The sequence below is a fragment of the Aerosakkonema sp. BLCC-F183 genome (genome assembly GCF_041929145.1).
Lineage (GTDB): Bacteria > Cyanobacteriota > Cyanobacteriia > Cyanobacteriales > Aerosakkonemataceae > Aerosakkonema.
Map to the genome: position 1 here is coordinate 116,306 of NZ_JBHFNU010000061.1, position 14,558 is coordinate 130,863.

Below are 14,558 nucleotides of genomic sequence, written 5' to 3' on the forward strand. Positions count from 1 at the left end.
GTCACTTATTCAGAAAGTTCTCATAGGGTACGATCGACTCTGTTCTCAAGTAGTTAAATAAGTTATAATATTATAAGGGTGTTTAGTAGTCTTCTCTATAGGATTCCTATTTGATTCTTGAAAAGTAGGAAGGATTGCAGCCTTGCACAATAGAGTTTAGAACTTCAGTATACCTAGTAATACTAAAGTCGGATTCCTATATACTTCTTAGACTGTAGAAAATCCAAAATGATTGATAAGATATAAGGATATTATGACGACAGCCCAAGAAATTCATACATTAAAATCAGTAATTTTACTTCCATTTCGTGCAATGTTGCACCCAGGAGAAGTTTCATTACGTATTTTTGATGATAAATGGGAAACAAAATTCTCGTTGTCTTATCTAGAACGATTTCCTATTACTAATACTTTACAGATAAACACTGAATTATGCACATTAGTTATAATGGAAACCATTCATCTTTTTCCCGGGAATAAAGAAGAGGCAAAAAATTGGTTTGAAAAGAATAGTGCCGAAGTATTTAGCAACTATTTATTACCTAGATTAAACCACTTTTTACTCCGCATTAAATATGTAAACCCAAATATTTTTGATACAGGAGTAATTAGAAACGTAGGCGATATAGATATTGTATTTTGGAATCTCATTTATCAAGAAGAAACTATTCGTTCGCGAGCAATTTCAACATTCTTCGGCTCTGTATCTAAGCCTAAAGACAATAGTATAAATTACAGCGATCTGAATATAGCTGAAACTATACCAAAAGAATGGAGCATATTAACCCGATCTGTAGATTTAGTAAATCACGGCTATTTTCTGGAAGGTTTTGTAGTAGCGTTTGCTCTACTTGATGAAATGGTACAACAATTCGTCAAATCAAAATTACCTTTAGATCCTAAAGAAGCTGAAGATTTATTGAGAAAAATTGAAAAAGAACGTCTTAAGACATACTTAGGCCCTATGATTCGTTTAGCGGGAATAGAATCTCCTCTTGATAACGATTCATTAAAAAAAGATTTAGCCTGGATTAATGAAAAACGAAATAAGATTATGCATCGTGGTGAAGAGTGTAGCCGTGAAGATGCTCAAGGTGGACTTAAAATTGTACTGAATATCTTAAAATATTTAAAAGATAAAGGTAACACAGATTATTGTTTACCAGAAAAATTGGGATTTTGGACAGAGTTTTAATATCAATGAATAATTTATTTACAGAAGCGGAAATACACTTTCACTCTCTCAAAGAAAGTTATCCTACTATTGAGGTATTACAAAAGGAACGACCCATGCCCCTACATGAAGAAACCATCGCCAAAATTCGCCAACTACCAGAATCTCTAGTACAGGAAGTAAATGATTTCGTAGAATTCCTGCTAATGAAGCACAACCGGGAATTGCTAGAAATTGCCGAATCAGACTTTTCTGATTATTTGAGCAATTTAGAAGATTATGAAGAACATTTGGCGCGGGGAGAGATTCAGTGGTAACAGTTACGCGGGGAGATGTGGTTTTATGCGATCTTAATCCAGTACTAGGTACAGAACAAGCGGGAATCAGACCAGTTGTTATTCTGCAAATCGATCGCGCTAATGCAGTCAGTCCGCATACAATTATTGCACCTTTTACTTCTAAAATTCGACGCGCCTTATTAGCATCTCATGTTTTTGTTCCATCTGGCGTTGGCGGTTTAACTCAAGATTCAGTCGCTGAAGACGGAGAAATTATTCAAAGGGCAAGAGAGGACAATCGGGTTGTTGTAACACTTGATGAGGACTTTCACACATTGTTAGCTCTTGATGAAGCGGTTTCTCCATCAGTGATGTTCCTAACGGCAGATGACGATTACCATTCAATATCTATAGCGTAACTAGAAAACACCGGATCTCGACTAACTAAAATAGCATTTTCAACCTTAGCTTGTGCAATTAATAACCGATCAAAAGGATCTTTATGATATAAGGGTAATCGCTCCAACTCTAGAATATGATTAACTTGAACCCCCATAAACTCTATCCCATTTTTTTGCTGATTGTTAATAATATTTGCTAAAGGCTGATTTAATGTCAATTTTCCCAACTGGGTTTTAATTTGTATTTCCCAGAGAGTCACAACGCTTACCAAACGAGTATTTTCTTGATTTAACAACAACTCCAGCGCTTTTTTTGACAGCTTGGATGGTTCGCTATCCCACCAAATAAAAGTATGAGTATCTAAGAGCAATTTCATTGCAACCAAAATTCATCAGGTAAAGGTTCATCAAAATCATCGCTCATCACCATTGCACCTAAATTTAATCCAGCTTTGGGCGCAATCTTTTCCTGAATACGATCTATGGGAATCACTTTCGCTAAAGGCATATCCCCATCAGTTAAAAGGATTTCTGTATGATCTTGTACTAAGGCTAGCAAATCGATGATGCTGATGGAAATTTGCTGAATATCAAGCCTTTTTGTAAGCATTGTTACCCCTCAAAGTCTTTTATTTTTGTTATATGTTACTTTGGCCTATGGGATAGCACAATTATAACATAAAGTTGCTTTTGTAGCGAGCGCTTTTTCGGAATGATGTGCTTCGATGCGGTTGAGGCAAGGGTGAGAGGTGAAGATGTGCGATCGCTCTTTTTATAATCATCACTTCAGATATCACAATGAAACTTCTTGAATATTAACCAAATTGGGAATTAAGTCTTCATTAGTTTCAGTTTCGCTGCTTTCTGAAGTGCGATCGCATCTCACCGCAAACTGACAGCGATCGCACTCACTACCATATAAAGGAACTTGCGGCAATTCTTCTCCCTTCTCATAACTTGCCAGCCAATCATTTAGCTGATTCAAGAGTGCAATTAAATCCCTTCGCGTTTGCTCGTGCTTACCAGCATTATAACTGAATGGAAGACTTTTCGGTTCTGGTTGAGATTGTACAAACCAGTAAGTCATCGAAATTTGTTCCGGCGAATAATCGCTTGTTTCTGCCAAAACATAGAGATACAAACGAGTTTGCCAGTCTTCTTCTAACCAGCGGCGATTTTTGGGTAATGGATAAGTTTTCCAATCGAGTATTTGCGCTTTTTTGTCGTCAGCAATTAACAAATCATAGATAACAGTCAGCACATATCCCTGAAAATTGATAACGCGCCAATGTTCGCTTTCCCGAAATGCTTTGTTATTGAATTCAGGCGTCAAAATTTCTGGTGCTGCACTCACTAAAGCAGTCAGCCAACGCTGCATCTGGGCATCTTCTTGTACAATAGTTTCAATTGGCAAACCCAGTTCTCGCTGCTGCATTAATAAGTGAAAATGACTACCCCAATTTATCCGTTCTTGTTGTTCGGGGGTTGTGAGCGAGCCCAACTGTTCCAAATAGGTATGTTGAAACTTACGGGGACAGGTGGATAACAAGTTTAAGTGTCTTTGAGATAAGCGCATAGATTAGTAATTGGTACTTAGTAGCAGTCAGTTGTCAAGACAAGAGGGGTCTTTTGGATTTATGGTGAAAAGTGTTTATCTATGTTACATATGTGTGATGGTGGGTTACGGCACGGTTTGTTAATTATTGGTTGAAACTGCTTAATTTATCACCCGTGCCTAACCCATCCTACGATAAGATAAATTTTTATTATTCCCACAAAACGGCAGAGCCGACAACTGACAACTGACAACTGACAACTGACAAATTTAATTTTTTGTCAAAACAAACACACTCCCCACATTGCCTCGACCGATCCGCAAATCTTCATCCAAATAGGTAATATCCAGCCAACCTTTTTGCTCGCGATTCTCAATTTTAAAGTCAATTCCAAAAAACTTTTTGCCTGTTTCAATTTGCTGGATATATTGGTTGGGAGATTCATAACCGATTAAGCGTTGCAAACCGCTAATGGCGCGATCGAATCTCACGTTAACCCGTCGTTCCGAAACCGGAGTGAAAGTGGCAGTAACGCTAATAATACCTTCCAGATAAGGCAAACCGCCTATTTCCGCGATATTGTAAATTTTGGCATCCTTGACGCGGACGCATTGATAAATTTGACCGAGTTTGAACAATGGCACATTGTCAATGCCTAAAAGTTCGCTACTGGTAGTGTAAAGCAGTCGCCAGTTACCGTCGAGTAAATCTGCCGCTTCCGTCGGTCGCGGGGTGGGGTTGCGGTCTTCCAGTTGGGCGACAAGAGAGAGTATAGCTTGTTTGTCAGCTGCGGTCGCCAACAAACCGCGATTTTTACCTGCGATCGCCTCTAGCAGTGATGCTTTGCCAATCATAGCTGCATACCTCTTTTGAACTCCCCATCACTAAGCATACTTTAGGATTCAGGCATCCAGACGGTAGAATGAGGGGGAGAGTGGAGAACCCTTGAAACCTAGCGCTAACAGTCGAAGCGGTTTGTAACTGCTAAACTCTAATTGTCTCAATTTATAGTGTTTTGCCGGTCAATATGATATACAACCCCTCTCTGCGGGAAGAACCAATCGATCAACCAGCTGCTGTGATTCCCATCAAGCAAGAAACTTCCATTTTGGATTGGTTAGAAGCTACAGGTCGCCTACTAGCGCGTGCTGAAGAGGATGCGGACGGATATTTAGATGAGGATGAAGAAATCGATCAACTCATGGGCGGCGATGACATTGTATATGACGAAGACCTCGATGATGATGATGACATCGTTGATGATATAGACTGATCCGATCGCACAAATATTTAATCCCGATTCGCCAATCACTGTCTAGAAGTCTCAATTTGTTGTGTGGAGTGAAATAGCAGTTCCGTGGATGCTAAATCATTAGATAGCCGATCGCTAAACTTCTCAGGAACCACCCTGTCAGTGTTGCTTGCAGCTGTACTCAGTTTGGTGGCGCTGCTTTGCGATTATCAAGCAAATAGAGCTTTTAACCTCAGCTTTTCCCTGACTTTGCCGTTCTGGGTTTGTGCTGCGGCAACTGCTGGGTTGGGATACTGGGTAGTGCCATTGTTGCGATCGCTCAAAGCTGGACAAGTAATTCGCGAAGATGGCCCCCAAACCCACTTGAAAAAAGGCGGCACTCCGACAATGGGCGGGGTATTCTTTATACCAGTAGGCGTTCTGGTTGCCCTGTTGTGGTCTGGTTTGGCATTGAGTTTGTCAAACTTTGCTCCTGTTTTGCCTGTGTCGCTGCTTACACTCGGTTATGGATTTATCGGTTGGTTGGATGACTGGCAAATTTTACGCCGCAAGTCCAACAAAGGCATCTCGCCACAAATGAAATTAGCCTTGCAAATTGGTTTTGCAGTGCTATTTTGTTTGTGGTTAATTTTCAGTCAACCTGCAAATATCACCACAATAGATTTACCATTTGGTTTGGCTTTACCGTTGGGGTTGCTGTTTTGGCCTTTAGCTGCATTTGCGCTAGTAGCAGAAAGTAACGCCACCAACCTCACCGATGGTGTGGATGGACTTGCAGGCGGACTGTGTGCGATCGCCCTACTCGGACTCGGTGCGATAATCGCTCCCACTTACCCCGGACTGACCATTTTCTGCGCCTGCATGAGTGGCAGTTGTTTGGGTTTTTTGGTGCATAACCGCAACCCAGCTACTGTATTTATGGGCGATACCGGTTCCCTGGCGCTGGGAGGTGCATTAGCATCCGTTGCTATTTTAAGTAACACGCTTTGGAGTCTATTTATCATCAGCGGCATCTTCTTTGTCGAAACCCTTTCCGTAATGGCTCAAGTGAGTTATTACAAAGCAACAAAAGGCCCCGATGGTATTGGGAAGCGGCTATTTAAAATGGCACCTCTACACCACCATTTAGAACTTTCTGGTTGGTCGGAAATTCAAGTAGTTGCCACATTTTACGCGATTAACGCGATTTTAGCTTTGCTTTGTTTCTTCATCCGTTAACAGTAGGGTGGGCAATGCCCACCTTTCTGCTTATCAATGGCTAATTTATATCCAATATTTATGAAAAAAAAGCTCAACAATCTCCAAATAAAATTTTTATCGTTAAGCGTTATTATTGTAGCTACCTCCGTTGTTTACTTACAACTCGCACGGCTCGGATATGTCGTACCCCTGCCCGATATTTTGGATGTTCTTTGCTTAAATGGTTGTGAGGATGAGACTTCTGGAAATATCTCGCATCCCCGACTCCCCAGCAACCAAATACTCAATGGCAACAAGCGAATCATCGACATTTTAAACACACAGAAAATAGACAAAAACAAAATATCAATATTGATTGAAAAATCCAACTACAGGCTCACAGTTTATCACGATAAAAAACCTGTCAAGTCCTACCCGGTAGTGTTTGGCAATAACCCAGTTGACGATAAGCTCAAAGAAGGAGATAAGCGCACTCCAGAAGGAAAATTTAAGATTAAAGACCTTTATCCCCACGCGGCTTGGTCAAAATTCCTCTGGTTGGATTACCCAAACAAATATTCCTGGAGAAAACATTTTCAAGCTAAGTTTGGCGGTAAAATAAGTTGGCATGATTCAATCGGTAGCGAAATCGGAATTCACGGTACACCCAGCGATGATCTAATAGACAATAAATCAAATTGGACATTAGGCTGCATTTCCCTCAAAAATAAAGATGTTGATGAGTTATACCAAGTCGTGCAGCAAGGAACAGAAGTAGAAATTATTCGATGATAAATTATAAATTATTATGGAAACTACATTACCTAAAGTTTCGGTTATTGTGCCAATATATAATGGCGAAGCAGATTTACCAGATTTAATTAGCTGTTTGCAAGCTCAAACTTATCCAACTGACAGGGTAGAGTATTTGTTGGTGGATAATGGCAGTAGCGATCGCACTCCCAGTATACTGCAAAGCGCTTGCCAGGAAGCTACCCCCCCCCAGCCCCCCCCGCTCGCAAGGGGGGAGAAAGACAAAGCTGTAATTCGTCACCTCACGGAAAACAAAATTCAAAGTTCCTACGCCGCACGCAACACGGGAATTCGCGCTGCTACAGGTGAAATTATCGCTTTTACCGATGTTGATTGTCGTCCCGAACCGAATTGGTTAGAAAATCTGATGCAACCTTTCACCGATTTATCTGTTGGTATTGTAGCAGGTGAAGTTGAAGGATTGCCCGGTAAAACGCTCCTGGAAAAATATGCTGACAGTTACAACGTTCTATCGCAAAAGTATACGCTAGAACATCCTTTTTGTCCATACGGTCAAACTGCTAATCTGGCAATTAGACGGGAATTTTTTCAGCAAGTAGGGTTATTTCGCCCTTACATGACTACTGGTGGCGATGCCGATATTTGTTGGCGAATTCAACGAGAAACTTCGGGAAAAATATCTTTTGCACCAACTGCGATTGTGAAACATAGGCATCGCTCGACAGTGCAAGAATTCCAAAAGCAATGGCGACGCTACGGTCGATCGAATCGTTATTTGCACGAACTCTACGGCGTCGCTTTGATGACAGAACTGAAGGCGACAGAAACTTTTTATCGCCTTGTGCGGTGGTTGTTGAAGGAGTTACCAGTTACTAGCGTTAAGGCAACGATCGGGAAAGCGACTGTTGTGGATTTATTAAATACTCCCATTAGTTTGCTCAACGCACAAGCGCGATCGACTGGACAGCGGGATGCTAAACTTTCGGAAGAAGCAAAGATAATTGAGCGGTTCTAACATTATCTTATTGTCAAGAAAATTCCAGAGCGATCGCATATCCCAAAAAAGCCGAAAATTTGGAGATAATAGAAAAACATAGCGGGTTAAGGTAGCTGCCATATGACCGAGATCCAAGATGGATACAAGCCCACGATTTAAGTCGTGGAGAGAAAGAAAAATTTTCCTCCTTTCAAGCCCCCGGATTTATCCGTGGGTCAATCCAAAATCCAAAATCCAAAATCCAAAATCGAATGACTGAGAAATTCACTTCGATCGAATTGCCTCCTCCTTTTCCCGACCACACACAATTGCCGGAGGAAGACGGTACTTTTGTGAAAAATTTTCAGGAGCATCCGCAAAGTATTATTCTGACAGATTCGCTTGGCCCGGTTTTACAACAATTGCATCCGGACGGACAATACGCCATCGGACAAGACTGCGGCATTTACTGGCGCGAAACTGACCCGCCAGAACAAGGAGCAGAAGCTCCCGATTGGTTCTACATCCCCAATGTACCGCCTCTGCTGGATGGTCAATATCGACGTTGCTATGTTTTGTGGCGGGAATTCATGGCTCCATTAATTGTTTTGGAGTTTGCTAGCGGCGATGGTTCGGAGGAGCGCGATCGCACACCTTTATCTTATTCTAGGGATCGAGTCACTAGACCGGGGAAGTTTTGGGTGTACGAGCGCATCGTCCGAACTCCCTACTACGGCATCTATGAAGTTGCTAACGGCAAGTTAGAAGTTTATCACTTTGTCGATGGTTCTTATCGATTGCTAGAACCCAACGAACGCGGTCATTATCCTATTTTGCCTTTAGGTGTAGAACTGGGACTCTGGCACGGAAGCTATCAAAACCAAACTCAACTTTGGCTGAGATGGTGGGATTCGGAAGGCAATTTGTTGTTGACCGGTTCGGAAAGAGCGCAACTGGAAAGTTTACGCGCCGAACAAGAACGCCAACGCGCTGAACAAGAACGCCAACGCGCTGAAAGTGCAGAAGCAGCGCTTGCTTCTGCCGAACAAGCACGAAGGGATGCCGTCCCTCAATTGTTGGCAATGGGGTTGAGTGTAGAACAAGTAGCTTCGGCGCTTGGCTTGACTGTAGAATTAGTCAGGCAAATTTCATTGCTGTGAGATAAGTTTTTCCCTGAGCGATCGCACTTACTAGATTTGGCTAAAATTACAGATGCGATCGCTCAGGCAATTTTTCTTAAAAATCTCCCGTACTTGCGGCGATCGTAAAATCTTATCTAATAGTAGGGTGGGTTAGGCACGGGCGATAACTTGAATGCTTTCAACCAACAGTAAAGTTTCCGTGCCGTAACCCACCATCCCAAATATGTAACATTAATAGATTTCTCCAAAAATTCTTGTGGGGTAGGCATCCTGCCTGCCTTTGAAATTCTTTTCTGGAGATGTCTAATAAACATTTGGCTCTTGCCGATTTATGGGGAAAAATGTTCGTTAATATTACAGTTGAGTGCGCTCGGTGGGTTACGGCACGGGAACTAAATTATCGATCGAAAGTGTTGAAATTACCGCCCGTGCCTAACCCACCCTACGATTAGATAAGTTTCTCCGATCACCACAAAACCGGGAGAGCCAGCCTCACTCTCAGATAAGGCAGTCTTTAGCTTTAGAGGTTTCTGACATTCTCAATTGCCGATTAGGTTGGATAAATAACAGTATCCCTTTTGAGGCGGACAACGTACACACAAAACGACTATTTTCCGAGTCAGGATCGATCGCCCTTAAGTCAGACGACTATACCATACTAAATAACATAAGTCAAGTTCGTTCTAAGGGTGGATAACCGAATTAGGGATTTATGTAAATTAAAAAATAGTAGAGCGCAAAGGTGATTGCAAATGACGGGACAACTGTTACTGGTCGATGACGAACCCGGACTGCGGGAAGCGGTGCAAGCTTATCTGGAAGACAGCGATTTTAGCGTTGACGTTGCGGCTAACGCCAACGAAGGCTGGCAAAAACTGCAACAGCATACGCCGGACTTGGTAATTACAGATATCATGATGCCGCAAGTCGATGGCTATCAGTTCCTCAAGCAAATGCGGGAAGACCCTCGCTTCAAGACATTACCGGTAGTATTTTTGACCGCGAGAGGTATGACTAAAGACCGCATTCAAGGCTACAATGCCGGTTGCGATGCGTATCTGTCCAAGCCATTTGACCCGGATGAGTTAGTTGCGATCGTCGAAAATTTGTTGGAACGCAGAGGTGCTACCGATAAGCCATCTGAAGGTACTAACCTGGACGAAATAGCGCGTCAGTTGGCGGAAATTAGGGAACAATTAAAACAGCGACCTGCGATCGCACAAACAGCCTCACCGATCAAAATAGACCTCACCCCCAGAGAACAAAGCGTCCTCGACTTAGTGGCAGAAGGATTGATGAACAAAGAAATCGCCCGTCGTCTGGAAACTAGCGTTCGCAACGTCGAAAAATACGTCAGCCGCTTATTCAGCAAAACCGGCACCAACAGCCGCACCGAGTTAGTGCGCTACGCCCTCGAACACGGGTTAACCCGCTAATAATTTCAGATTTTAGATTTTAGATTTCAGATTTTAGATTGCAGGTGTAGGACTTATGCAAACAACCTAATAAATCTGGTTTCTGCACGCCGAAGTCAGAAACCGGGTTTCTTCGTCGATGTAGTTGAGAAAGCAACGATTTTTCTAAGAAACCCGGTTTCTTGGCGTAAGTTTCTGCACGCCGAAGTCAGAAACCGGGTTTCTTCGTCGATATGTAGTTGAGAAAGCAACGATTTTTCTAAGAAACCCGGTTTCTTGGCGTAAGTCCTATAAATTTAAAATTTGCCATCTCAAATCTGCAATTATGACATTTTGGGTTGGCGCAGGGGAATTTCGATCGCAAACTCAGATCCTAACCCTAGTTGGGAGTAACATTCCAATTTGCCGCCATGCTTTTCTACTACAATTTGGTAGCTAATCGACAAACCCAATCCCGTTCCCTTGCCGATCGGTTTAGTCGTAAAAAATGGATCGAACAGGCGTTTGCGTACTTCTTCCGTAATTCCTGGGCCATTGTCGGCAATGCGAATCACTACTTTGTCAGTTCTCAGTTCTTTGTTGTCAGATTCCCTCTTTCCCTCCTCCTCCGTAGATGGGGAGGTAAAAATAGGGGGGTTTCCACTAACGGCTGACCCCGGACAGCGGACTATTTCGGTGCGAATAGTAATCGTGTTGGGATTAGCCTGAATTTCCCGATCCGATCGCCTTTTGTTGGATTCCTCCAAAGCATCGATCGCATTACTCAGCAGATTCATAAATACCTGATTGAGTTGTCCGGCGTAGCACTCCACTAACGGCAATTTGCCATACTCTTTAATAACTTGAATACCGACACGATCTGGTTTATCTTTCAATCGGTTTTGCAGAATCATCAGCGTACTATCAATGCCTTCGTGAATATCGACTTCTTTCCTGTCTGACTCGTCTAAGCGGGAGAAGTGGCGCAACGACTGAACGATCTCGCGGATGCGTTCAGACCCTACCTTCATAGAAGCGAGAACTTTGGGCAAATCTGCCATCATAAATTCTAAGTCGATCGCTTCAATTTCCTCTGCGATTCTTTCTTTCGGATGGGGATATTCCTCTTGATAAATTTGTACCAGTCTTAATAAATCTTCCGCATATTCTCTAGCATAAGCGATATTGCCGTAGATGAAGTTAACCGGGTTATTAATTTCGTGCGCCACACCAGCCACCAGTTGACCCAGAGAAGACATTTTTTCACTTTGAATCAGCTGCGCTTGGGTATTTTGCAGTTCTTGTAAAGCTGCCTCCAGTTCGGTTGCTTTTTGTCTGATTTGCGCTTCTGACTGCTGCAAAACTGACTGTACTTGTTTGCGATCGGTAATATCTACCGCCATACTCATCACCAACCGTCTCCCATCCGGTAATTGACCCAAAGGAACAGAACTAAACTCCCAAATTTTTTGCGAACCATTGGATGCGGTAATGACATATTCGCCTTCTGCTACTTGGCTGTTAATGTTATACAATCTGTCGATATCTGCTTTGACCAGTTGTTTTCTTTCTCCATACGCTTTTTCTGTCCAATCGGCAATAGTGGGAATATCCTCCTGACGATAACCGCTCAATTCTGTCCAGGCTTGATTGACCGTTACTATCTCTCCATCTTCCGCATAAATGATGAGCGGTAACGGTGCATAAAAAATGGCACAGCGAAACCGTTCTTCGCTTTGCCGCAAAGCTTCCAGAATTTGTTTGCGTTCGCTGATATCTTTATTGATTTCTAAAATGCTTAATGGATTGCCATTTTTATCCCACTGCAAAGTCCAACTGCTCGTTACAGGAATTTGTTTGCCGTTACGTTTAGTGTCGAGAAGTTCTCCTTCCCAATGTCCCTCGCGCAAACATATTTCGAGGATTTCTTCCAATGGTTGCGGAAATATCGTTTTCAAAAATGTGTGGATGTATTTGCCTAATGCTTCTTGCTTTTTCCATCCGTACAAATTTTCTGCGCCTGTATTCCAATAAGCGATCAAATCGTCCAGATCTCGAATGATAATTGCTTCATTCGCCAGATCGATCGTCTGTACGTATTGCTGCAATGCTGTCTCTGCCTGTTCGCGTTCGCTAATTTGTTGATATAAAGTAAATTTTGCTACCTCTACCTGTTTTGCCTGTCGTCCCGCTTTTTGAATGCTGTATACCGCCAAAGTCAGGGAGCCTGACATTAAAATTCCCATCGTCAGCAGCGATTCCGGTAATTGCGATCGTTCTTCAGTTAGTAGCCGGGAACTCGGCCAGAGGCGCGATCGCAAAGTCACACCATCCAGGGGAAAAGTTATTTCCCGTCCCCAAACATCTGCATTTTGGCTATCCTCTTTGTTGCGACTGAAGATTTCGGTATTGCCATCAAACACGCTTAACCCATATTGGGGAAGAATATCTTTATTCGATCTTGTTTTGAACAAGCCTTCTGTCGTAAAAGCAGCGAAAAGGAAACCGTATTTGCTTTCTTTTGATGACAAAGGAACATAAATCCACAATTGTTTGCTTCCTTGTGGCGAAAGCGAAGGAAATACCATAACATCCTGCCTTTTGCTGCCTTTCGCTGCCAGCAATTGTTCGTGCAACTTTCTATCTGGGTCTGCAATTCCTTCTGTTGAGATTGTCCAGCGCGGCAGAAACGAGGTATCTACCCACTGTAGAATCTGGCAATTTGGGTAAACATCCAGATAAGCTTGGGCAGCTGCTTTCCATTCCCTTCTGTTTGGCCTCCCCTGAGTTTGCCAACGATTTGCCATCTGCCTCAATGTGACAATACGAGCTTCCAGGCTTCCTTGCACTTCGTTTTTCAGTGTCTGAGCGGCTAAATTAACCTTTGTCTCCATATGTGTTTGGGCTTCCATTTTTACTGCCCTCCACAGCCATAAGCTAGTCAGGATGCCGCAACTCCCTACGAGAAGGGGGAGGAAAAATATCTGCGTCGCCAATTTAACACCACCCCTTGCCCGCCTTTTTTCCCACTCCACAGATATATTTTCTACAGTCATAACCACCCTGTTTTGACATAGTTATACGGTATTACCTGCTCCTTGCCTTTGGAGACTTTCGCTTTGACAATATAACCGTGCTTCGCGACTCTATAATTTCTATGATCGCTTGAGAATTCTCTAATGCCAAAGTATTTATTTATACTTTTTACAAAAATAGGCAAATGGGGCCTTGGTCACATCCATCATCTGGGCGACTTTACGAGAGTAACTGCATCTGTTTTTTTTACGATAAATTAAGTAAATTTAAGAAATTTGACTTTTTAAATTTTTAAGTGAAAATACTGTTAATTTAAATTCAATCCTTCACTAAACAAAAAAAATCAGTCATGAAAAATTCTCAAACTGCAAAACATTTGGGTCAGTCAATTTCTCTGGGAGCGCTATTAATTTTAGCCAGCGTAGGTGTATTTGCCTTGATGAGCATACAAACTGGCGGTTTCTAATCGCGATCGCACTCAGAACAGAAAAGCCATTTTTGATGATTTGCTACGGTAGTGCCTACCGCTAACGTGGCTACAGCTAACAGTCAACGATCGGCTTAGCTTTGTATTTTGTCCTACCCCGAACACTCTGCTGAATATAGAAACAAAATGCCAATAAGTTATTCACAAATTGAAGTGAATTATCGGGCATTTTAGCGGTGAAAAGATACAAAACTAAGCTATGTGAAGTAACGGCAAAGCCAGCCTCTTTACCGCTAAACAAATGGTGCCGATCGATTTCTAGAGGCGCAGCAGCAAATTGAGACCGTGAGTATCGGTGCCGCAGGTATTTAACAATTCATAAGATGTACTTAACTGTTCCACCTGTTGCGTTTGCTCCGGGCTGGGACGCCAAGGGTTGGGATTGCCGTAGGCGTAGTAAGTTTCGACGCCATCAATGCCAATCCTAGCCGCTTCTGCAATCAGTTCCGCAGCTGAGCGCCGATAGCGAACTGGGTGAGCCAATACCGCTAAGCCACCAGCCTCATGAATAGCTGCAATCACGTTAGCTGCTTCAGCCTCTGCATCCAAAGGACTCTGACCCAGCAGATAAGTCAGCATAGCAGGGTGTTCTGGGTCAAAGCCATAGCCCAGAATGTGAACCTCAGTTCCCAGAAGCCGAGAAGTAATTTCAACGCCAATCCACAAATGAGGTACAGAATAGTCAGAGTCATCGGGTTGTCTCTGCTGTTTCCTGTAATTTAAACAGCTTTTAGCCACCTCGTAACCGCCAATAGTGTGGTGATCCGTGATGGCAAATCCTTTCAGACCGATCGCAAGAGCTTGATCGATCAACTCTTCCGGCTTCAAGTTGCCATCCGAGTAAATGGTGTGCATATGAAAATTGAAATATCGCGGACAGCTGTCCGCGTTAATTGTTTTGAAGACTTT

General features: G+C 42.7%; 16 protein-coding genes. 10 read left to right on the top strand and 6 right to left on the bottom strand.

All coding sequences use genetic code 11. From position 1 onward, the window contains the following. The first annotated feature begins 253 nt into the window (after positions 1-253). The 3 genes from ACE1CD_RS17780 to ACE1CD_RS17790 are packed head-to-tail and all read left to right on the top strand — an operon-like array spanning position 254 to position 1,871. Positions 254-1,195, top strand: coding sequence for a hypothetical protein (locus ACE1CD_RS17780; RefSeq protein ID WP_374825829.1), 942 nt, complete (start codon positions 254-256; stop codon positions 1,193-1,195). A 5-nt stretch (positions 1,196-1,200) separates the two neighbouring features. Further along, a complete protein-coding gene (locus ACE1CD_RS17785; RefSeq protein WP_374825831.1) occupies positions 1,201-1,491 on the top strand; it encodes a DUF2281 domain-containing protein in 291 nt (96 codons plus the stop codon). After that, positions 1,485-1,871: a DUF5615 family PIN-like protein gene (locus tag ACE1CD_RS17790; RefSeq protein ID WP_374794150.1), complete on the top strand. Its 387-nt coding sequence runs from the start codon at positions 1,485-1,487 to the stop codon at positions 1,869-1,871. Before ACE1CD_RS17785 ends, ACE1CD_RS17790 begins: the two co-directional genes overlap by 7 nt. Here the strand turns inward: ACE1CD_RS17790 and ACE1CD_RS17795 are convergent. The 4 genes from ACE1CD_RS17795 to ACE1CD_RS17810 form a co-directional block, all read right to left on the bottom strand. Then, positions 1,847-2,230: a type II toxin-antitoxin system VapC family toxin gene (locus ACE1CD_RS17795; protein ID WP_374794149.1), complete on the bottom strand. Its 384-nt coding sequence runs from the start codon at positions 2,228-2,230 to the stop codon at positions 1,847-1,849. The genes ACE1CD_RS17790 and ACE1CD_RS17795 overlap by 25 nt on opposite strands. Next, on the bottom strand, positions 2,227-2,463 hold the full coding sequence (locus tag ACE1CD_RS17800; protein ID WP_374794148.1) for a toxin-antitoxin (TA) system antitoxin: 237 nt from the start codon (positions 2,461-2,463) through the stop codon (positions 2,227-2,229). The genes ACE1CD_RS17795 and ACE1CD_RS17800 overlap by 4 nt, the downstream gene beginning before the upstream one ends. 183 nt (positions 2,464-2,646) lie before the next feature. Beyond that, positions 2,647-3,429, bottom strand: a complete 783-nt coding sequence (locus tag ACE1CD_RS17805; RefSeq protein ID WP_374825833.1) for a PD-(D/E)XK nuclease family protein — start codon at positions 3,427-3,429, stop codon at positions 2,647-2,649. A gap of 249 nt (positions 3,430-3,678) precedes the next feature. Then, complete coding sequence (locus ACE1CD_RS17810) at positions 3,679-4,263, bottom strand: PAP/fibrillin family protein (RefSeq protein WP_374794146.1); 585 nt, start codon at positions 4,261-4,263, stop codon at positions 3,679-3,681. Between the two features lie 173 nt (positions 4,264-4,436). Here ACE1CD_RS17810 and ACE1CD_RS17815 point away from each other — a divergent pair, with 173 nt between their 5' ends. From ACE1CD_RS17815 to ACE1CD_RS17845, 7 genes are all read left to right on the top strand, one after another. After that, entirely contained in the window at positions 4,437-4,682 is a 246-nt protein-coding gene (locus tag ACE1CD_RS17815; protein WP_374794145.1) for a DUF3134 domain-containing protein, read from the top strand. Positions 4,683-4,766: 84 nt separating this feature from the next. Then, positions 4,767-5,879, top strand: a complete 1,113-nt coding sequence (gene mraY / locus ACE1CD_RS17820; protein ID WP_374794144.1) for a phospho-N-acetylmuramoyl-pentapeptide-transferase — start codon at positions 4,767-4,769, stop codon at positions 5,877-5,879. Positions 5,880-5,939: 60 nt separating this feature from the next. Then, the gene (locus ACE1CD_RS17825) at positions 5,940-6,632 is read left to right on the top strand and encodes a murein L,D-transpeptidase family protein (protein WP_374825835.1); all 693 of its coding nucleotides are present in this window, start codon (positions 5,940-5,942) and stop codon (positions 6,630-6,632) included. A gap of 16 nt (positions 6,633-6,648) precedes the next feature. Next, the gene (locus tag ACE1CD_RS17830; protein ID WP_374825837.1) at positions 6,649-7,629 is read left to right on the top strand and encodes a glycosyltransferase; all 981 of its coding nucleotides are present in this window, start codon (positions 6,649-6,651) and stop codon (positions 7,627-7,629) included. A 233-nt stretch (positions 7,630-7,862) separates the two neighbouring features. Further along, positions 7,863-8,750 (top strand): Uma2 family endonuclease, encoded by an 888-nt coding sequence (locus ACE1CD_RS17835; protein ID WP_374825839.1) that lies wholly within the window; start codon positions 7,863-7,865, stop codon positions 8,748-8,750. Positions 8,751-9,031: 281 nt separating this feature from the next. Continuing rightward, positions 9,032-9,184 carry a hypothetical protein gene (locus tag ACE1CD_RS17840; RefSeq protein ID WP_374794140.1) on the top strand — a complete coding sequence of 51 codons (153 nt, stop codon included), beginning with the start codon at positions 9,032-9,034 and terminating at the stop codon, positions 9,182-9,184. Between the two features lie 300 nt (positions 9,185-9,484). Then, a complete protein-coding gene (locus tag ACE1CD_RS17845; RefSeq protein ID WP_374794139.1) occupies positions 9,485-10,168 on the top strand; it encodes a response regulator in 684 nt (227 codons plus the stop codon). A gap of 302 nt (positions 10,169-10,470) precedes the next feature. On the opposite strand, the gene ACE1CD_RS17850 is transcribed toward ACE1CD_RS17845, so the two are convergent. Next, positions 10,471-13,038, bottom strand: coding sequence for a PAS domain S-box protein (locus ACE1CD_RS17850; RefSeq protein ID WP_374825841.1), 2,568 nt, complete (start codon positions 13,036-13,038; stop codon positions 10,471-10,473). 869 nt (positions 13,039-13,907) lie between these two features. Continuing rightward, positions 13,908-14,504 (bottom strand): PHP domain-containing protein, encoded by a 597-nt coding sequence (locus tag ACE1CD_RS17855; protein WP_374794137.1) that lies wholly within the window; start codon positions 14,502-14,504, stop codon positions 13,908-13,910. Positions 14,505-14,558 lie beyond the last annotated feature (54 nt).